This window comes from Streptomyces sp. NPDC017940, assembly GCF_044328435.1.
GTDB lineage: Bacteria > Actinomycetota > Actinomycetes > Streptomycetales > Streptomycetaceae > Streptomyces.
Map to the genome: position 1 here is coordinate 677070 of NZ_JBIRHJ010000003.1, position 20431 is coordinate 697500.

At 73.1% G+C, this 20431-nt stretch carries 12 protein-coding genes, 1 pseudogene and 1 riboswitch; of the genes and pseudogenes, 6 read left to right on the forward strand and 7 right to left on the reverse strand.

Features of this window, described 5'->3' with window-relative positions:
• Positions 1-100: 100 nt before the first annotated feature.
• A pseudogene (locus ACH4DX_RS13040) lies at positions 101-313 on the forward strand (helix-turn-helix transcriptional regulator); the annotation flags it as partial.
• A 315-nt stretch (positions 314-628) separates the two neighbouring features.
• Entirely contained in the window at positions 629-1870 is a 1242-nt protein-coding gene (locus ACH4DX_RS13045) for an RNA polymerase sigma factor (protein ID WP_398155271.1), read from the forward strand.
• Positions 1871-2152: 282 nt separating this feature from the next.
• On the opposite strand, the gene sucD is transcribed toward ACH4DX_RS13045, so the two are convergent.
• From sucD to ACH4DX_RS13070, 5 genes are all read right to left on the reverse strand, one after another.
• A complete protein-coding gene (sucD, locus tag ACH4DX_RS13050; protein WP_398121964.1) occupies positions 2153-3037 on the reverse strand; it encodes a succinate--CoA ligase subunit alpha in 885 nt (294 codons plus the stop codon).
• A gap of 23 nt (positions 3038-3060) precedes the next feature.
• The gene (sucC, locus tag ACH4DX_RS13055) at positions 3061-4242 is read right to left on the reverse strand and encodes an ADP-forming succinate--CoA ligase subunit beta (protein ID WP_398155096.1); all 1182 of its coding nucleotides are present in this window, start codon (positions 4240-4242) and stop codon (positions 3061-3063) included.
• Positions 4243-4551: 309 nt separating this feature from the next.
• A complete protein-coding gene (locus tag ACH4DX_RS13060; protein WP_398155272.1) occupies positions 4552-5673 on the reverse strand; it encodes a VWA domain-containing protein in 1122 nt (373 codons plus the stop codon).
• Positions 5674-5890: 217 nt separating this feature from the next.
• Positions 5891-8443 (reverse strand): DUF5682 family protein, encoded by a 2553-nt coding sequence (locus tag ACH4DX_RS13065; RefSeq protein WP_398155097.1) that lies wholly within the window; start codon positions 8441-8443, stop codon positions 5891-5893.
• On the reverse strand, positions 8440-9576 hold the full coding sequence (locus tag ACH4DX_RS13070) for an AAA family ATPase (RefSeq protein ID WP_398155098.1): 1137 nt from the start codon (positions 9574-9576) through the stop codon (positions 8440-8442). The genes ACH4DX_RS13065 and ACH4DX_RS13070 overlap by 4 nt, the downstream gene beginning before the upstream one ends.
• Before the next feature lie 222 nt (positions 9577-9798).
• On the opposite strand from ACH4DX_RS13070, the gene ACH4DX_RS13075 reads away from it, so the two are divergent.
• Positions 9799-11184 (forward strand): SWIM zinc finger family protein, encoded by a 1386-nt coding sequence (locus tag ACH4DX_RS13075; RefSeq protein ID WP_398155099.1) that lies wholly within the window; start codon positions 9799-9801, stop codon positions 11182-11184.
• Between the two features lie 166 nt (positions 11185-11350).
• The gene (locus ACH4DX_RS13080) at positions 11351-13051 is read left to right on the forward strand and encodes a DUF5691 domain-containing protein (RefSeq protein ID WP_398155100.1); all 1701 of its coding nucleotides are present in this window, start codon (positions 11351-11353) and stop codon (positions 13049-13051) included.
• A 514-nt stretch (positions 13052-13565) separates the two neighbouring features.
• Here the strand turns inward: ACH4DX_RS13080 and ACH4DX_RS13085 are convergent.
• Entirely contained in the window at positions 13566-13982 is a 417-nt protein-coding gene (locus tag ACH4DX_RS13085) for a cobalamin B12-binding domain-containing protein (protein WP_398121958.1), read from the reverse strand.
• A gap of 476 nt (positions 13983-14458) precedes the next feature.
• Here ACH4DX_RS13085 and ACH4DX_RS13090 point away from each other — a divergent pair, with 476 nt between their 5' ends.
• Together ACH4DX_RS13090 and ACH4DX_RS13095 are read left to right on the forward strand one after the other, a co-directional pair.
• Entirely contained in the window at positions 14459-15334 is an 876-nt protein-coding gene (locus ACH4DX_RS13090) for an esterase/lipase family protein (RefSeq protein ID WP_398155101.1), read from the forward strand.
• Between the two features lie 254 nt (positions 15335-15588).
• Positions 15589-17265 carry a M23 family metallopeptidase gene (locus ACH4DX_RS13095; RefSeq protein ID WP_398155102.1) on the forward strand — a complete coding sequence of 559 codons (1677 nt, stop codon included), beginning with the start codon at positions 15589-15591 and terminating at the stop codon, positions 17263-17265.
• Positions 17266-17427: 162 nt separating this feature from the next.
• Here ACH4DX_RS13095 and ACH4DX_RS13100 read toward each other — a convergent pair whose 3' ends face one another.
• A complete protein-coding gene (locus ACH4DX_RS13100; protein WP_398155103.1) occupies positions 17428-19980 on the reverse strand; it encodes an ATP-dependent DNA helicase in 2553 nt (850 codons plus the stop codon).
• A 289-nt stretch (positions 19981-20269) separates the two neighbouring features.
• Positions 20270-20427, forward strand: a riboswitch (cyclic di-AMP (ydaO/yuaA leader).
• The last annotated feature ends 4 nt before the right edge of the window (positions 20428-20431 follow it).

Here is a 20431-nt window from a genome sequence, read left to right on the forward strand (position 1 = left end):
TGCTGCCAACGACACGCGCTTTCTTCGCGTAACAGGCGAATGCCGGATGTGTCGCCCAATATACGTTTATGTACTTTTTCGAACGGCGGATCGGCTAGTCATGTCCCAGAGTCCCGCGGCCCCCAAGCGCTCGGCCTCGTCCGGACCAGGGGGAGCCCCCTCGCTGCCGTCCCCCAAGGAACGCCGCAGACTGCGCGAGGCGAAGTCGCTGAGCCAGACCGAGGTCGCCGCGAAGCTGGGGGTCTCCCGTACCACCGTCCGCGGCTGGGAGACGGGCCGCACCCAGCCCAGCGGCCGCCGCCGCGCGGCGTATGCCCGCTTTCTGGCGAGCATCGCGGAGGCCGGGGCCCCGGGGCCCGGCGCCGGTGACCCCCGGAAGGGGGACGTGCCGGAAGGCGGGGGCGCCTCGGGTGAGGACGCTTCCGAGGGGGCCCGCGACGCGGTGGGGCAGAGGGTGGCCCGTACCTCAGTGGACGAGGGGGCGGTCCGCGACCCGTTGGGCGAGGAGGCAACCCCCGGCTCGGGGGGCGAGGCGGCCCACAGCACTGTGGGCGAAGAGGCGGTCCACGGTACGGAGGGCGAGGCTACGGCCCGGAGCACAGAGGGCGAAGGGGCAGCCCGCGGCTCCGTGGGCAAGAAGGCAACCCGCAGCTCAGGGGGCAAGGCTGCGGCCCGCAGCTCAGGAGGCGAAGCTGCGGCACGCGGCACAGAAGGCGCGGCTGCGGCACACGGCTCAGCGGGTGAAGAAGCGGCCCACGGCACGGAGGGCGAGACCACGGCCCGCGGCACAGAGGCGGCCCGCGGCTCCGTGGGCAAGAAGGCAACCCGTAGCCCAGGGGGCAAGGCTGCGGCCCGCAGCTCAGGAGGCGAAGCTGCGGCACGCGGCACAGAAGGCGCGGCTGCGGCACGCGGCACAGTGGGTGACGGGGCAGCCCACGGCACGGAAGGCGCGGCTGCGGCACGCGGCGCAGTGGGTGACGGGGCAGCCCACGGCACGGAAGGCGAGGTTGCGGCGTCTGGCGCGGAGGGGGCGGAGGTCGAGGGTCCCGGTGTCGGGGCCTCGGGGCCGCCCCGTGGGCCCGAGGAGGCCTTCGACGCGCTCTGTGCCGGCACGGCCCCCACCCTCGTACGGCAGGCGTTCGCCCTGACGGGGCGGCGCGCCCTGGCCGAGGAGGCCGTCGAGCGCGCCTTCCAGCACGCCTGGCAGCGCTGGCCCGAGGTGGCCGTGGACCGGGACCCGGCGGGCTGGGTACGCGCCGTGGCACACGAGTACGCGCTGTCCCCCTGGCACCGGTTCCGTCCCGCCTACCGCCGTCCCGACGTACCGCCCGCCGAGGAGGCGGACCGCGCGCTGCTGCGCGTACTCCTCAGCCTGACGCCCGCGCAGCGCCGCACGCTGCTGCTCTACGACGGCGTCGGGCTCGACCTGCCGGAGACGGCGGCGGAGACCGAGGCCAGCACACCCGCCGCCGCGTACCGCCTGATGAACGCCCGCGACGCCGTCGCCGAGCAGTTGCCCGACACGGCGGGCCGCCCCGACGAACTGCACCGGGGCCTCGACGCCCTCGGCCGCACCGAGCGGCTGCGGCTGCCGCGTCCGGCGCGGGTACGGATCGGCAGCGAGCGCCGGGCCCGCGTCTGGACCAGGGCCGCCATCGCCTTCACCACCCTGATCATCGGCGCCACGGCCCTGACCGTCCGCACCGCCCCCACCCGCTACGAGCCGCCCCAGTCCCCCGGCAGAGCCATCAGCGGCGTCCCCCCGCACATGGGCCCGGGCCCGCTCTCGTACGACGAGGAGTCCCTGCGCCAGAAACTCCGCAAGGAACCGGGCAACACCCCGGCAAGACTGACCCCGCTACCCCGCTAGCGACCCCCGCGGCCGGGACGACGAGCACCCCCACGCGCAGGGCGTGCGGGGCGGCACCCCGCTCCGCACCGCTGCGGGCAATCGTGCCGCAGGGCGGCACGGGTGGGCGCAGCACCCCGGCGCCGGACCACCCACCCACACGCGCCGACCCCACCGCCCCAACCGGAGCAGCCAACCCCTCCGGCGCACCCCGACCCCACAGGCGGGACAACAAGAACGCGGGCCCGCACCCCACGCGGAGTGGGTGCGGGCCCGCGTTCGAGCGAACCGGACGTGCCGGCGCTAGCCGGCGAGAATCGCGCGGGCCAGCTTCGCCGTCTCGGTGGGCGTCTTGCCGACCTGCACACCGGCGGCCTCAAGGGCCTCCTTCTTCGCGGCAGCCGTGCCGGAGGAGCCGGAGACGATGGCGCCGGCGTGGCCCATCGTCTTGCCCTCGGGCGCGGTGAAGCCCGCGACGTAGCCGACGACCGGCTTCGACACGTTCTCCTTGATGAAATCCGCGGCGCGCTCCTCGGCGTCACCACCGATCTCACCGATCATCACGATCAGATCGGTGTCGGGGTCGGCCTCGAACGCGGCGAGCGCGTCGATGTGCGTCGTACCGATGACCGGGTCGCCACCGATGCCGACGGCCGACGAGAAGCCGATGTCACGCAGCTCGTACATCATCTGGTACGTCAGCGTGCCCGACTTCGAGACCAGGCCGATGCGGCCCGGCTTCGTGATGTCGCCCGGGATGATGCCGGCGTTCGACTGACCCGGCGTGATCAGACCGGGGCAGTTCGGGCCGATGATGCGGGTCTTGTTGCCCTGGGACTTCGCGTACGCCCAGAAGGCGGCGGAGTCGTGGACGGCGATGCCCTCGGTGATGACGACCGCGAGCGGGATCTCGGCGTCGATCGCCTCGACGACGGCGGCCTTGGCGAAGGCCGGCGGCACGAAGAGGACGGAGACGTTGGCGCCCGTCTTCTCCATCGCCTCGGCGACCGTACCGAAGACCGGGATGTCGTTGCCGTCGATGTCGACGGAGGTGCCCGCCTTGCGGGGGTTCACGCCACCGACGATGTTGGTGCCGTCACCCAGCATGAGCTTGGTGTGCTTCATGCCCGTGGCACCGGTCATGCCCTGGACGATGACCTTGGAGTCCTTGTTGAGGAAGATAGCCATGGTGGTCTGAGTCCCTCTATCCCTTACTTCGCAGCCGCGGCGAGCTCGGCGGCCTTGTCGGCCGCGCCGTCCATGGTGTCCACGCGCTGCACCAGCGGGTGGTTGGCGTCGGACAGGATCTTGCGACCCAGCTCCGCGTTGTTGCCGTCGAGGCGCACGACCAGCGGCTTGGTGACCTCTTCACCCTTGGACTTCAGGAGCTCCAGGGCCTGCACGATGCCGTTGGCGACCTCGTCGCAGGCGGTGATGCCGCCGAAGACGTTGACGAAGACGGACTTGACGTCCGGGTCGCCCAGGATGATCTCCAGGCCGTTCGCCATGACCTCGGCGGAGGCGCCGCCACCGATGTCGAGGAAATTGGCGGGCTTCACGGCGCCGTGCGCCTCACCGGCGTACGCGACGACGTCCAGGGTGCTCATGACGAGACCCGCGCCGTTGCCGATGATGCCGACCTCGCCGTCGAGCTTGACGTAGTTGAGGTTCTTGGCCTTGGCGGCAGCCTCGAGCGGGTTGGCTGCGTCCTTGTCCTCGAGCGCCTCGTGGTCGGGCTGACGGAAGTCGGCGTTCTCGTCGAGCGAGACCTTGCCGTCCAGGGCCAGGATGCGGCCGTCCTTCGTCTTCACCAACGGGTTCACCTCGACGAGGAGCGCGTCCTCGGCGACGAAGGTGTCCCACAGGGTCACCATCGCCTCGGCGACGCCCTCGGCCACGTCGGCCGGGAACTTCGCCTGGGCCACGATCTCGCGGGCCTTCTCGATGTCCACGCCCTCGACGGCGTTGACCGGGACCTTCGCGAGGGCCTCGGGGGTCTTCTCCGCAACCTCCTCGATGTCCATGCCGCCCTGCACCGACGCCATGGCGAGGAAGGTGCGGTTGGTGCGGTCCAGGAGGTACGAGACGTAGTACTCCGCCTCAATCTCCGGGGACAGCTCGGCGATCATCACCTTGTGGACCGTGTGGCCCTTGATGTCCATGCCGAGGATGTCCGTCGCGCGGGCGACGGCCTCGTCCGGCGTCGCCGCCAGCTTCACACCGCCGGCCTTGCCGCGGCCACCGACCTTCACCTGCGCCTTCACTACCGACTTGCCGCCAAGGCGATCAGCCGCCGCGCGCGCCGCCTCAGGCGTGTCGATGACTTCACCGGCCAGCACCGGTACACCGTGCTTGGCGAAGAGGTCCCTCGCCTGGTACTCGAACAGGTCCACGCGCGTCCGTCCCTTTTCAGTGATCTCGCGCCGCTGACGCTAGGCAGCGGCTTCAGTCTCTGCGTGCTCTGCGTGGGCGTGCCGCGAAGGGCAACGTGACTGCGCTGTCACTAGGGAGGCGTAGACGGAAGTCCGGTACGCGGCATGTCCGTCTCGCAGGTTATCGCCGCGGGACGTGCGTCCCTAAATCGCAGGTCACATTTGCGCGGTGATGACGGTCACAGATCTAGGGCGCCCGCCCGTTTGCTCGCGTGTGCGCACGTGATCAGGCGGTGCGCGCGGGCGGGCACCACGGGGACGTGCCCGCCCTCACCGCTGCGCGGGCGCGTCCGGTACGGGCAGCGGTCTCCGCTCGATCGCCGCCGCCATCACGTCCGGGAACAGGTCCGGCGTACACGCGAAGGCCGGTGCGTCCAGGGCGGCGAGCGCCGCCGCGTGCTCCCTGTCGTACGCGGGTGCCCCCTCGTCGGACAGCGCGAGCAGCGTCACGAACTGCACGCCGGATGCCTTCATCGCCGCGACCCGCTTCAGCATCTCGTTCCGTATCCCGCCCTCGTAGAGGTCGGATATCAGCACGACGACGGTGTCCGCGGGGCGGCTGATCTGCGCCTGGCAGTACGCGAGCGCCCGGTTGATGTCGGTGCCGCCGCCGAGCTGCGTGCCGAACAGGACGTCCACGGGGTCGTCGATCTGGTCCGTCAGGTCCACGACGTTCGTGTCGAACACGACGAGCCGTGTGCTGATGGACCGCATCGAGGCGAGCACCGCGCCGAAGACGGAGGCGTACACCACGGACGCCGCCATCGAACCGGACTGGTCGATGCAGAGGATGACGTCCTTCTTCACCGACTGCGCCGCCCTGCCGTACCCGATGAGCCGCTCGGGGACCACCGTCCGGTACTCGGGGAGGTAGTTCTTGAGGTTGGCCGCGATGGTGCGGTTCCAGTCGATGTCGCGGTGGCGCGGCCTGCTGACGCGTGCGCTGCGGTCGAGCGCCCCGGTGAGCGTGGCCCGGGTGCGGGTCGCGAGCCGCTTCTCGAGGTCCTCGACCACCTTGCGCACGACGGCCCGCGCGGTCTCCTTCGTCGTCTCGGGCATCGCCTTGTTGAGGGAGAGCAGGGTGCCGACCAGGTGGACGTCCGCCTCCACGGCCGCCAGCATCTCGGGCTCCAGGAGCAGCGCGGACAGTCCGAGCCTGTCGATGGCGTCGCGCTGCATGACCTGGACCACGGACGTCGGGAAGTACGTCCGGATGTCCCCGAGCCAGCGCGCGACCGACGGCGCCGACGCCCCGAGCCCGGCAGACCGCCCCTGCCCGCGCTCCTTCTTCCCCGCTCCCCCGTACAGCGCGGCGAGCGCCCCGTCCATCGCGGCGTCCCGACCACTCAGCGCACACCCGGTCCCGTCCGCCCCGTCCCCACCCAGCACCATCCGCCACCGCCGCAACCGCTCCCCTCCACCCTCACCGCCACTCACATCCACCGCCCCCCTCACGTCCGCCGCGCCGCTCACATCCACCGCCCCATCCATGTCCGCCGCTCCGTTCACGTCCGCCACGCCGCTCATATCCACCGCCCCAGTCACGCCCACCGCTCCGCTTACGCCCTCAACCTCCGCCCCCCCCGCACTCCCCTACTCGTCCCCGCCCTCACGCCGCCCCCACCAGCCAGCTCCCGTTCCGTCCGGTCCCGCCGTCCACGGTGCCGTCCTGCCCGGCCGCCCCCCGGCCGACGGGCGCGGCCCCGCTCCGCTCGGCCCCGTCCGCGGCGCTTCCCTCGGGCCCGTCGGTGAGGTGGTCGCCGAGGCCTAGGAGCAGGGCGAGGGCCGGGAGTACCGCGTCCGCGCGGTCGCGGTCGAGGTCGGGCGCGAAGCCCGGCGCGCCCTCGGACGGCGACGCCTCGCCCGCCCGGCCCGGGCCTCTGCGCACCAGCTCCCCCAAGGACCGGCGCACGCCGGGCTCATACGCGGCGAACGTACGCCGCAGCAGTGGCAGTACGTCGACGAAGGCATCCTCCGGCACCCGCGTCAGCCACTGGTCGACGAGCCCGAGGAGCCGAGGGTCGTGCACGAGCAGCATCCCGCCCCCGGCGCCGCCCCCGACGAACCCCTCGATCCACGCGGCGGCCTCGGCCGGTTCGGTCCCGGGTGACAGGGCGAGCCCCATGAACCGCGCGGCCTCCCCCTCGTCCAGGCTCCCGTCGTCCATCAGGAGACGGGCGCACCGGCCACGCACGACCCCGGCGACCCGCTCCCCCTCGACGAGCGCCCGCAGCACCCGCGCCCACCGCGGCCTGCCGCCCCACCCGGTGTCCCCGTCGTCGGAGCCGGGACCCCCGGCCCCGTCCCCTTCGCCCCGGGCGATGAGGTCACCCAGCAGGCCCACGGCCAGGTGCACCGCGTCGATGTGCCCCCGCATGGCCCTCGCGGCGTCCGCGTCGACGCCCACGCACGCGGGCGGCAACCCGACGAACACCCGCTCGGCGAGCCCGCGCGCCACCTCCCCCAGCGCACCGGTGTCCGTCCCCCGTACGTCCCCGTACCGCATCGACCGCACGAGCGCGGGCAGCGCCCGCGCCAGCTGACCGACGTCGGTGTCGAGCGCGGCACGGTCGGCGAGGACCCGCATCACCACCGGCAGCGCCTCGGACAGCTCGGCGAGCAGACACCGCTCGGCCAGGGCGGTGACCTCGGCGAGCGCCGGCGCGTCCACCGCGTCGGCCGCCGCCTTGGCGGTGGCCGCGCCGAGGACCGTCGTCCCCCACACCCCGGCCTCGGCGACCCGCACCGAAAGCTCGGGCTCCCACCGCAGCCGCCAGGTCTCCCGGAACGTGCCCGTGCTCCCGCGCGACTCGACCGGCTCCCCCCAGGCCACTCCGAGCAGCCGCAGCCGGTGCAGCAACCGGCTGCGGGCCGCGTCCGTGTCCTTACGGAGGTCCAGCTCGACCTCCCGCTCCAGCGTCTCCGGCTTGAGCCGGAGCCCGCGCTGGACCCGGGTGAGGTCGCGCTGGAGCGGCACGGCAGGCGCGGACTCCGGCACCTCGCCGAGCACGTCCCCGACGACGAGCCGGTCGTGTACGAGAGCGAGCGGCACGTCCGAGCCCTCGCACAGCACCGCCCGCGCCGCGTCCATCGTCTCGGTGAGCCCGGGCAGCGGCCGCCCACGCATCACGGCGAGCGTGTCGGCGAGCCGCACCGCCTCGATGACGTGCGCGGACGACACGATCCGGTCCTCCTCCCTGAGCAGCCGCGCGACCTTCACCAGCCAACGGGCGACGGGCCGGTCGGGCGCGCCGAACAGATGGCCGTACCAGCCGGGCGAGTCGATGCCCGCCCCGTAACCGCTGTGCCGTGAGAGGCGGCGGTGCGTCCAGGGCACCCACGTCATGTCCACCTTGACCTTCGGCAGCCCCTTCAGGAGCGCCCGGTCGGCCGCCACGGAGGTTTTCTGCCGCAGTGCGGGCACGTGCCAGGCCCCGCACACCACGGCGACACCCGCGGCCCCGAACTCCTTCTGCGCCGCCCGCACCTGGAGCCGCATGTACGCCTCGCGCACCAGGTCCCGGTCGTGCCCGCCGTCGCCGTACGTCTCGCGCAGCGCTCCCATGGCCTCACCGAGCGCCTCGAAGGGCGCGTACGCGTCACCGCCTCCCGCGCGGTGTTCGACGACGTCCTCCCACCAGCGCTCCGGGTCGTCGTACCCGGCCGCGTCGGCGAGCGCCCCCAGCGGATCGATCCGCACGGCCTCCCCGGCCCCGGCAGCGGACGCGCCCCCGTGCTCTCCGGGTTCCCCGTGTTCCCCGTGGTCTCTGGGTTCCCCGGCCCCCGGCTCCTCACGGCCCTGTGCCAGCGTGTGCGCGGCCGGCAGGTCCATGAAGCGCACCGGCACCCCGCGCCGTACCGCCCACCGGATCGCCACCCACTCGGGCGAGAACTCGGCGAGCGGCCAGAACGCCGAGCGGCCCGGCTCGTCCACCACGTGTGCGAGCAGCGCGACCGGTGGCCGCATCCCGGCCTCGGCGGCGAGCCCCACCAGGCCGTCCGCCTCCGGCGGCCCTTCGACGAGGAGCACCCGCGGCTGCGCCGCGTCGAGCGCCGCGCGCACGGCCCGCGCGGATCCGGGCCCGTGGTGCCGCACGCCGAGCAGCAGCGGCCCGTCCGCCCCGGCCCCGGCACCCGCGGTCCCCTGCGTGGCCGTCGTCATGCGCTCACCTCACGGCACGCGCGGTAGAAGTCCTTCCACCCGTCGCGCTCCCGCACGACCGCCTCCAGATACTCCTGCCAGATCACCCGGTCCGCCGCGGGATCCCGCACCACCGCCCCGAGGATGCCCGCGGCGACGTCGCCGGGGCGCAGCACCCCGTCCCCGAAGTGCGTGGCCAGGGCGAGACCGTTGGTGACCACGGAGATCGCCTCGGCCGTCGACAGGGTCCCGCTCGGCGACTTCACCTTCGTACGCCCGTCCGCGGTCACGCCCGCGCGCAGCTCGCGGAACACGGTGACGACGCGGCGGATCTCGTCGATGCCCTCGGGCCCGGTCGGAAGGTCGAGGGAGCGGCCTATCTGGTCGACGCGGCGCGAGACGATGTCGACCTCGGCCTCGGCGCTCTCGGGCAGCGGAAGGACGACGGTGTTGAAGCGGCGGCGCAGGGCACTGGACAGGTCGTTGACGCCGCGGTCGCGGTCGTTGGCCGTGGCGATGAGGTTGAAGCCGCTCACGGCCTGCACCTCTTGGCCGAGTTCCGGTACGGGCAGGGTCTTCTCCGACAGGATCGTGATGAGCGTGTCCTGTACGTCGGCCGGGATGCGGGTCAGCTCCTCGACGCGTGCCGTCATGCCCTCGGACATGGCCCGCATCACCGGGCTCGGCACCAGCGCGTCGCGGCTCGGCCCGTGCGCGAGCAGCTGCGCGTAGTTCCACCCGTACCGGATGGCTTCCTCGGGTGTGCCCGCCGTGCCCTGCACCAGGAGCGTCGAGTCGCCGCTGACCGCGGCGGCCAGGTGCTCGGACACCCAGGTCTTGGCGGTGCCCGGCACCCCGAGCAGGAGCAGGGCCCGGTCGGTGGCGAGCGTGGTGACGGCGACCTCGACGATGCGGCGCGGCCCCACGTACTTCGGGGTGATCACGGTGCCGTCGGGCAGCGTGCCGCCCAGCAGATACGTCGCCACGGCCCAGGGCGAGAGCAGCCAGCGGGCGGGGCGCGGCCGGTCGTCCTGCGCGGCGAGCGCGGCCAGTTCGGCGGCGAAGGCGTCCTCGGCGTGCGGCCTGAGCGCCTGCGCCGACTCCTCCGCGGATTCCGTGACCTCAGGTCCGGTGGGTTCGACGGAAACAGACATGGTGATCCCCCTCCAGCTCATGCGTGCCACGGCGTGACGGCAGGCCACGACACGGGCATGCGGCAGCAACGATCAACAGCACGAGCCCTCGTGACGACGGTCTCGGCCGCGATGTGTTCCACCGTGCACCAAGCCACTGACAATCGGCCCCGGCACGGCTCCGACCTGCACCGATTGCTTGCGCACGGTGGATTGTCAGTGCCGGGACCTACCTTCGGACTCATGACTCAGCAGGGGGTTCGCTGGACGGCGGACCAGGTGCTGGCACTGGCACCTGACGCGTCGTCACAGAAGGCGGGAAGCAGGCTCGGCGTCGCCGGGCCGTGGTCGGAGACGGGCAGTTCGGGCGAGGGGGCCGTGTGGGGACTGTGCAAGGGCAGCGGCAGCAAGCCGTACCGAACGGTGATCGCCACCGCGGACGTCGCGGGCCCGGCGTACAAGTGCAGTTGCCCGAGCCGCAAGTTCCCGTGCAAGCACGCGCTCGGCCTGCTGCTGCTGTGGGCCGAGGTGCCGGGGGCGGGGAGCGGCGGGGCAGCGGTGCCGGACGGGGCCGCGCCGCCGGACTGGGCGCGGGAGTGGCTGGACGCGCGGGGTAAGAAGGCGGAGGCGAAGCGGAGTTCGGCCGCTGCGACGGGGCCGGCCACGGCCCCCGCCGACCCGGAGGCGGCCCGCAGACGCGCCGAGCGCAGGGCGGAGCGGGTGACGGCGGGCGCGACGGAGCTGGAGCGGCGCCTGTCCGACCTGCTGCGCGGCGGCATGGCGGCCGCCGAGCAGGCGGGGTACGGACAGTGGGACGAGACGGCGGCCCGCATGGTGGACGCCCAGGCCCCCGGTCTCGCCGCCCGGGTGCGGGAGTTGGGCGCCATACCGGCCTCGGGCCCCGGCTGGCCCGCCCGCCTCCTGGAGGAGTGCGCGCTCCTGCATCTGCTGACCTCGGGCTGGCTGCGCCGCGACACGCTGCCCGCCGTCCTGGCGGCGACGGTCCGCTCCCGCACGGGTCTGCCCACCCCGGCGCAGGGCACCCCGCTCCGCGACCACTGGCAGGTTCTCGCGCAGTACGACACGGCGGACAGCAAGCTGACCACACGCCGCATATGGGTGCACGGCGAGCGATCCGGACACACGGCCCTGCTCCTGTCGTACGGCGCGGCCGGCCGTGCCCCCGCCCTGTCCCTGCCGGTCGGCCTGACCCTGGACGCCGAGCTCACCCCGTACGCCGCCGATCCCGCGTCCCGGCAGCTCCGCGCGGACCTGGGCGAGCAGTTCTCGGCCCCCGCTCCCGGCACGGGCCACCCACCAGGCATACGCCCCGAGGAGGCGATGGCCCGGTACGGCGACGCGCTGCGTGACGATCCCTGGCTCGACTCGTGGCCCGTCACCCTCGGCCGGGTCGTCCCGGTCCCGCACGGCACGGACTGGCAACTGGCCGAAGCCGACGCCGATCTGGCCCTGCCCGTCGCCCCTTCCGCCGCGTCCCGCTCCGGCCTGTGGCGCCTGGTGGCGCTCTCCGGAGGCGCCCCTCTCACGGTCTTCGGCGAATGCGGCCACCGCGGCTTCACGCCCCTCGCGGCCTGGGCGCATGACGGGGCGGAGACGGTGCGGCTGTGACATCGGATCTCCGACCCCGGTCCTCGGACCTCAGATCTTGGACCTCAGACCTCGGGCAGGAACCGACGCACGCATGAGACGGAAGGAAGAACAAGAAGGAAACGAAGAAGAAGAGCAGGAGCAAGAGCAGAAGCACGAGGAACAAGAGGAAGAGGAAGGAGGGGAGATGGCCTCGTCCACCGCCCCCGCGGAAGCTCCCGCCCCTGCGGAAGCCGCCACCCCTGGGGAAGCCGCCACTCCTGGGGAAGCCGCCACCCCCGTGGAAGCCGCCGCACGGTACGCCCATAGCTCCTGGGAGGCGCTGGTCACCGCGGCGCTCCTGGGCACGGACCGGCGCACCCCACCGGTCACCGCCCCCGGCCGGGAGGCCCCCGCGGCCCTCCTGGACGCTGCCGCCGTGCAGACGGTGCGGCGCCGCGCGGGCCTGCGCGCCGCCCCCGCGGCCGAGCGCCCCGCGCCCGCGCCCGCCGACCCCCGCCCGGCGGTCCCCGTGGCGGCCCGGCGCCGCCTCGCGGCCCTGCTCGCCGATCACCCCCACGCGGGCGGCGGCCGCCGCGGCACCTCGCCCGACCTGATGGAGCTGCTCCCCCAGTGGCTCGCCCTGGCCAACGACCGGGGCTACGCACCGCCCCCGGAGCTTCTGCCCGCCCTCCTGAACGCGGCGCGCGGACGCACCGACCTGCGCCCCCAGGCCCTGGCCTTCGCGGGCCCGCGCGCCCAGTGGCTGGCCCGGCTCAACCCGGACTGGAAGTTCGCGCTGCGCACGGCACCGGGCGGGGCCCCTGTGTCGGGTCAGCGGGAAGCCGACCGGGCCGAGCGGGAACGGCGCTGGCAGGAGGGCTTGTTCGCCGAGCGCGTCGCCCTCCTCGCCTCACTCCGCGCCCACGACCCGCAGCTGGCACGCGAGTTGCTCACCGGCACCTGGTCGACGGAGCGGGCCGAGGACCGGCTGATGTTCCTGGACTCGCTGCGCACGGGACTGTCCGCGGCCGACGAGCCGTTCCTGGAGCAGGCGCTCAGCGACCGCAGCCGCAACGTCCGGGCGACGGCGGCCGAGCTGCTGTCTGCCCTGCCGCACTCGGCGCTGGCCGCCCGCATGGCGGACCGCGCCGCCTCCTGCGTGGCCCTGGACCGGACCGCGGGCACACCGGTGCTCACCGTGGAGGCACCGCACGAGTGCGACGCGGGCATGGAGCGAGACGGCGTGGCACCCAAGCCACCCGCGGGACGGGGCGAGCGCTCCTGGTGGCTGGGGCAGCTGGTGGAGGCCGCTCCCCTGGCCGCCTGGCGCGCCCGGCTCGGTGACCGTCAGCCCGCCGAGATAGTGGCGCTGCCCGTGGCCGACGACTGGCGGGGCGAGCTGCACGCGGCCTGGTGTCGCGCCGCCGTCCGCCAGCGCGACGCGAGCTGGGCCAGGGCGCTGCTCGGCGTCCCGTCGTCCCCGGACGCCGCCGGGCCCGGCGCGGTGTCCCTCGCGGAGCGCGCCAAGCTCCTCACCACGCTGCCCGGGGCGGAGCGGGCGGAGTGGGTCGCGGGATTCATCGACGCGCACGGCCTGTCGGAGGCGTTCCAACTGCTCGGCGTGTGCGCGGTGCCGTGGGCCCCCACGCTGGGGCGCGCGGTGGTGGACGCGCTCAACATCGCCCGCGACGCGGGGAGCTACCCGTGGAGCTTCAGCGGAGTGATGGGCCTCGCGGAACGCTGCCTGGACCCGGCGGAGGCAGTACGCCTGGACGCGCTGACGGCCGTCCCGGACGAACGCGAGGACGCCGCCCCCGGGGCGGGCGGCTACTGGTCGGAGGCGTTCCAGCGCCTGGTCACGACGTTGCGGCTGCGCGCGGCTATGCGGGAGGAACTGGGAGGATGAGGCGGGGCGGGCTCGCGGCCGGTGTGGCAGGGCGGGCCTGCGGCGGCCGGTCAGGCGGGAGGGACCGGGCCCGCGGCCGGTGTGGCGGGGCGGGTCCGGGGCCGGTGTGGCGGGGCGGGTCCGGGGCCGGTGTGGCGGGGCGGGTCCGGGGCCGGTCAGGCGGGGACGGACCAGGCCCACGGCCGGTGTGGCGGGGACGGACCGGGCCCACGGCCGGTGTGGCGGGGACGAACCAGGCCCACGACCGGAGAAGCGGACCCGGCCCGCAGCCCGTCAGACGGGCACGGACCAGGCCCACGGCCGGTGAGGCGGGGTGAACCCGCGGCCGGTCTGGCGGAGACGGACCGGGCCCGCGCCGCTCACGCGGGGACGAACCAGGCCCGCAGCCAGTCCGGCGGGGACAGACCAGGCCCACGACCGGACCGGAGAGGCGGACCGGGCCCCGGGCCGCAGCCCCCGCGGACCCCTCAAGCACCCCCGGGTGCACCCAGGCACCCCCAAACACCGCCGAGGGCTACGCCTCCGTAGGCTGCCGCACGTTCCCCCGCACCCACTCCACGATCTCCGTCGTCGTCGCCCCCGGCGTGAAGAGCTCGGCGACACCCTTCTCCTTCAGGAGGGGAATGTCCTCCTCGGGAATGATCCCGCCGCCGAAGACCTTGATGTCCTGCGCGTCGCGCTCCTTGAGGAGTTCGATGACCCGGGCGAACAGGGTGTTGTGCGCGCCGGACAGGATGGAGAGGCCGATGGCGTCGGCGTCCTCCTGGATCGCGGTGTCGACGACCTGCTCCGGCGTCTGGTGCAGGCCGGTGTAGATGACCTCCATGCCGGCGTCACGCAGTGCCCGCGCGATCACCTTGGCCCCGCGATCGTGGCCGTCGAGCCCCGGCTTGGCCACCACCACGCGGATCGGACCGGCTGCCACACCCATCACTGCCTCCATGTACAGAAAGCCGACTGCGGAATCCCACGCGCCCGGCCGGCCGGCGGCGCCGGCCCGGACACCCCGCGCCGCACCGGCCGGGTAGGTGAACGAACGTTATCTCCAGGATCGCTCAACCCGCAGTTTCGTGGTGGAGAGCGAGGGGGAAATCACACGGTGGGACACGTTCACTGCGCGCCGCTCCCGTGATCACCCGGCACAGGGGCCGGATCAGCCCGGGACACCCGGGCCGCATCCCCGCCCAGCCGCCGGGCCGCGGTCGGGGGTTGCGCAAGGGGAGCCGCCGCGAGGCCGCCGTACCACCACGTCGTCAGCCGCAGGACGCGGTGGCGCCGGTGCGTCGCCCACCGGCGCGCCGACGGGCGGCGCGCCACACCACGGGAAGGGCACGCCTCACTTCCGGTTTCCCATGAGAGGCACACGGGGGACAGAGGTGTCCTCCGCGTGCCGACCGGGAGGTCGACATGACGGACACGAGGGTCGAGCCCTTTCGTCGCTGCAACACCCTGCTTCCCGCAAGGTTTGCGGGCCTGCCTCTGGCACTGCTGAAGGCGACCGCGCTCGAACTCGCCATCCTCGCCGGACACCTCCTCCTGTATCCCTCGGGCATCACCCAGGAACGCCGCGCCGTACCCCCGCCACCGTCACCGGACGCCCCGCGGCTGCCCGCGCAGGACAAACCACCGGTCCTGCTCCTGCACGGCTTCATCGACAACCGTTCCGTCTTCGTGCTGCTGCGCCGCAGTCTCGCCCAGCACGGCAGGCAGCACCTGGTATCCCTCAACCACTCGCCGCTGACCTGCGACATCCGCGGAGCCGCCGAGTTGCTCGGCCGTCATGTGGAAGAAATCTGCGAACGCACGGGGCACTCCCGTGTCGACATCGTCGGCCACAGCCTCGGCGGCCTCATCGCCCGCTACTACGCGCAGCGGCTCGGCGGTGACGCCCGCGTACGCACACTCGTCACGCTCGGCACACCGCACGGGGGCACCCGGGCCGTGCCGCTCGCGGACGCGCACCCGATCGTGCGCCAGATGCGCCCCGGTTCGGACGTGGTGCGGGAACTGCGCGAACCCGCGCCGGGGTGCCGCACGCAGTTCGTGAGCTTCTGGAGCGAACTGGACCAGCTGATGGACCCGGTGGAGACGGCCTGCGTCGACCACCCGGACCTGGTCGCGCAGAACGTACGCGTCTCGGGCATCGGCCATCTCGCCCTGCCCGTGCACCCCGCGGTGGCGAGCGCCATCCGCCAGGCCCTGGACCTGACCGAGCCCGCGGTCGACACCGCCGAGTCCGCCCTCGACACCGCCGCGCCCTCCGGCGGACTGACGGTCGCGTGACGACGGCCTGACGGCTTCCGGCCCGACAGTCCGGATCGTCGATCTCGCGCCGCCCCGCCCCCGGATTCCGCTTCTCGCAGTCGAACGAACCTCGAACACAAAACCAAGGCTGCGCCCGGGGACCGCCGAAAGACGGCCGAATGCCCGTTTCCTGCGACCGGGAAACCCAGCGAAGATTGTCGCGCCCGCGTACCGCCGGGTACAGTCGCGGCACTGCTCTGCCAGCCCATGCTGTCGAGGCGAAAGAGAAGTTGGTGAACGACCGTCACCCGCCGGGGCCCCCCACCTCGGCTCCGGCACCCGACGCCGACTACGCCCCCTTCGGGTCCTACGACCAGCAGGCCGGCTACACCGGATACGACGGCTATGCCACCGGTACCTTCTCCGCCACCGGTTTCAACGCCCCCGGCGACTACGACGCAACGGACGGTTTCGACACTTCCGGTTCCGGTTTCTCCGTGCCCACCTCGGGTTTCCCCGCCGATCCGCTCTTCGGCGCCCTGCCGGGCGACCACGACACGGGCCAGTGGGCCACGACGGGCCCGCAGCAGACCCTCACGTACGACGCGTACGCCACCGAGACCGGATACGACACCGGCAGCCACGACACCACGGCCGTATGGGGCGGCGGTCACCAGCCGCTCGCGGACATCCCGTCCCAGCCGGGCACCCCTTCCGGCGCCACCTGGGACGCCACCGCCTGGAACGAGGGCCCCGCCACCGGCCAGTGGGCCACCCAGGTCTTCGACAGCGGCGCCTACGACGCCACGGCGTGGAACTCCGACGGCCATGAGACGTACGAAGGACCACAGCAGGAGACGTACGAGGCACCCGACTCCGCCTACGACCCGCAGAACGGATACACCACGCAGGATCCGTACGAGGCCGGGGCGTCCGCGGACTCCGACGGGTACGGATCCGAAGAGGCCGCGTACGAAGGCGATGCCACCGCGTACGAAGGCGACACCTACGATGGCGACGCCTACGACAAGGGCACCTTCGACAAGGACGCTTACGACGAGGGCGGGTACGGATCCGAGGAGGACCCGCACGCCTCCGCTCCCGACGAGGGACCCGCCGACCAGCTCGGCGGAATCACCCCGGGTGGCGCTGACGCCGATCCCGCGGAGCACGCGTCGACAAGTCGCAAGGAACGTTCCCGCTCCGCCCGGTCCACCGGGTCGCGGAGCCGTGGCCGTTCGCGCCGCTCCCCCGCCAAGCGGTCCGCGCTGTTCACCGTCGCCGTACCGTCCGCCTGCGTGATGGGGGTCGCCGGAGTGGCCGCCGCGTCCGTCGGCGACCTCGGCGGGGGCGGCGAGGACAAGAACGCGCGGGCGTCCGCCCCGGATCCGGCGACCGTCCAGCCGTCCACCGCCAACAACAAGCTGGACACCCAGCTGGCCAACCTCTCCGCGGACGCGGGCGACTTCGCCGACCGCGCGAGCCGCACGCAGGAGCGCATCGACCTCAAGGCCCAGAAGGTGGCGGCGCAGAAGAAGGCCGCCGCGGACGCCGCGCGCAAGGAACGGCTGCGGCCGAAGTTCGCGCTGCCGGTCGCCCAGCACGGTCTGAGCGCCTACTACGGACAGGCGGGCATCAACTGGATGTCGGCGCACTCCGGCATCGACTTCCCGGTGTCGTACGGCTCGCAGGTCCGGGCCGCGACCGACGGCACGGTCTCCACGAAGTACAACAGCGCCTACGGCAACATGGCGATCGTCACCGCCAAGGACGGCACGGAGACCTGGTACTGCCATCTCTCCACGCACAAGATCGCGAGCGGTCCCGTGCAGGCCGGTGACACCATCGCCTTCTCGGGCAACTCCGGCAACTCCACCGGGCCGCACCTGCACTTCGAGGTCCGCCCGGGCGGCGGCTCCGCCATCGACCCCCTGTCGTGGCTGCGCAGCCACGGGCTCGACCCGACGTAGGCCCAGCTCCCACCCACCGCGTGGGCAAACACAGTTCCCACTGCCGCGTGGGCGGGCACGGCTCCCGCCGCCGAACCGCACCTGCGGCCCTGAAGGGCGCAACTCCAGCCCCCGTCGCTGGAGTTGCACCTGCCGAGTGTCCCCCGCGCCCGGGGGCGAGCGCTACAGCTTTTCCACCGGCGCGTACCGCAGCAGCAGCCGCTTCGGCTTCTCCTCGCCGAAGTCCACCGTCGCCTCGGCGTTCGCCCCCGTGCCCTTCACGCCGACCACCGTGCCCAGGCCGAACTGGTCGTGGGTCACACGGTCGCCGACCGCGAGCGCGACCACCGGCTTCTCCGTGGCCCTGCGGGTGGCGAAGCCCTGCGCGCCGCCCGTGCGCGAGCGCGACGACGACAGCGCGGCGGCCACCCCGCCCGCAGGACCCGACGCGGCGGGCGCGCCGACGGAGCCCTTCCGCTTCCAGTCCAGGTGGGCCTCCGGGATCTCCTCCAGGAAGCGCGAGGGCGGGTTGTACGACGGCTGGCCCCAGGCGCTGCGCATGGAGGACCGCGTGAGATACAGCCGCTCCCGCGCGCGCGTGATCCCCACGTAGGCCAGGCGCCGCTCCTCCTCCAGCTCCTTGACCTGCCCGAGGGCGCGCATGTGCGGGAAGACGCCGTCCTCCATGCCGGTCAGGAACACCACGGGGAACTCCAGGCCCTTGGCCGTGTGCAGCGTCATGAGCGTGATGACGCCGGAGCCGTCGTCCTCCTCGTCGGGGATCTGGTCGGAGTCCGCGACGAGCGCGACCTGCTCCAGGAAGTCCGAGAGGGTGCCGGTGGGGGCCGGCGCCGCGTCCTCCGCGGGAGCGGGAGCGGTATCGGCACCGGGGGCGGTGGCGGTGGCGGCGTCGGGAGCGGTGGCGGCGTCGGTGGTGGCACCGGCGGCCGTGCCGCGGTCCTGCTCGAACTCCAGGGCCACGGCGGCCAGCTCCTGGAGGTTCTCGATGCGCGTCTCGTCCTGCGGGTCGGTGGAGGACTGGAGCTCCGCGAGATATCCGGTCCGCTCGAGCACGGCCTCCAGGACGACGGCGGGGCCCGCGCCGGACTCGACGATCGTGCGCAGCTCCTCCATGAGCGTGTTGAAGCGCTTCACGGCGTTCGCCGAGCGGGCCGCCATGCCGTACGCCTCGTCGACGCGGCGCAGCGCCTGCGGGAAGGAGATCTTCTCGCGCTGCGCGAGCGCGTCGATCATCGCTTCGGCGCGGTCCCCGATGCCGCGCTTGGGCACGTTCAGGATGCGGCGCAGCGGCACGGCGTCCTCGGGGTTGGCGAGGACCCGTAGATACGCGAGGACGTCGCGGACTTCCTTGCGCTCGTAGAAGCGGACCCCGCCGACGACCTTGTAGGGCAGGCCGACGCGGATGAAGATCTCTTCGAAGACACGGGACTGGGCGTTCGTGCGATAGAAGATCGCCACGTCGCCGGCCTTGGCGTCACCGGCGTCGGTCAGGCGGTCGATCTCGTCGGCGACGAACTGGGCCTCGTCGTGCTCGGTGTCGGCGACGTACCCGGTGATGCGTGCGCCGGCGCCCGCGTTGGTCCACAGGTTCTTGGGGCGACGGCTCTCGTTGCGCTCGATGACCGCGTTGGCGGCGGTCAGGATCGTCTGGGTGGAGCGGTAGTTCTGCTCGAGGAGAATCGTGGTCGCGTTCGGGTAGTCCTCCTCGAACTGGAGGATGTTGCGGATGGTGGCGCCGCGGAAGGCGTAGATGGACTGGTCGGCGTCACCGACGACGCACAGCTCGCCCGGCTCGTCGCCCTCTCCGGAGGGGCCGACCAGCTCGCGCACCAGGGCGTACTGCGCGTGGTTGGTGTCCTGGTACTCGTCGACCATCACGTGGCGGAAGCGGCGGCGGTAGTGCTCGGCGACGTCCGGGAAGGCGCGCAGCAGATGCACCGTGGTCATGATCAGGTCGTCGAAGTCGAGGGCGTTGGCCTCGCGCAGCCTCGACTGGTACATCGCGTACGCCTGGGCGAGGGTCTTCTCGAAGCCGTCGGCTGCCCGGGCGGCGAAGTCCTCCTCGTCGATGAGCTCGTTCTTCAGGTTCGAGATCTTGGCGCTGAAGGACTTCGGCGGGAACTTCTTCGGGTCCAGGTCCAGGTCGCGGCAGACCAGGGCCATGAGGCGCTTGGAGTCCGCGGCGTCGTAGATCGAGAACGAGGACGTGAAGCCCAGCTTCTTGTACTCGCGGCGGAGGATGCGCACGCACGCGCTGTGGAACGTCGACACCCACATGGCGCCCGCGCGCGGGCCGACGAGCTGTTCGACGCGCTCCTTCATCTCGCCCGCGGCCTTGTTCGTGAACGTGATCGCGAGGATCTGGCCGGGGTGGGCACCGCGCTCCGCGAGGAGGTACGCGATGCGGTGCGTGAGCACGCGCGTCTTGCCGGAACCGGCGCCGGCGACGATGAGCAGGGGCGCTCCGGCGTGCACGACGGCCGCGCGCTGGTTCTCGTTCAGGCCGTCGAGCAGCGCCGCCGGGTCGATCGCGGGGCGGTGGGCGCCGTCCCTGTAGTACGCGTCCCGGGGTGCGGGCGCGTCGAACCTCCCGTGGAACAGGTCGTCCGGAATGGGCTCCGGAGCACTGTCCTCGGGCGGCGGCGGGGGTTCCTCCTCGTGGCCCTGCGAGGGCTTGAGGTCCGCCAGGAAGCTGTCGTCAAAGAGGCTGCTCATCGCCTCCCGAGTCTAGGCGGCCCCACTGACAACCCGCCCCGGGTTCCGCGAGGCCGCCCCGATCCGGCCACACCGGCGCGGTGCGGCCGCGCGGGGGCGGCTCCACGCAGCCGCGGTGTCACGCTGCGCCACCGCCCGGGTCGGCGCCCGCCGCCGCGGCACCGCACTCCTCGTGAGGTCACGGAAATGTATCGGGCATATCGAACATCAACCTTCCCTCGCGCCTCACCGGTTGGCTAGCGTGCTGCGCGGGCCGCACGTCCCCCCACCGGCGATCCCCGCCGGGTACGCGCGGCCTCCGCCGAGTCCGACGCGTTCGGAGCCGGGGACCCACCACGATCTCTGGGGTGAATCAGTCCCGTACCCCGTACGGAACCGTAGGGCAGCCTTCCGGATCATCCGCCCGAACCCGACAGCTAACCCGGTAGGCGGTCCACGGAAGGAGTCGCCA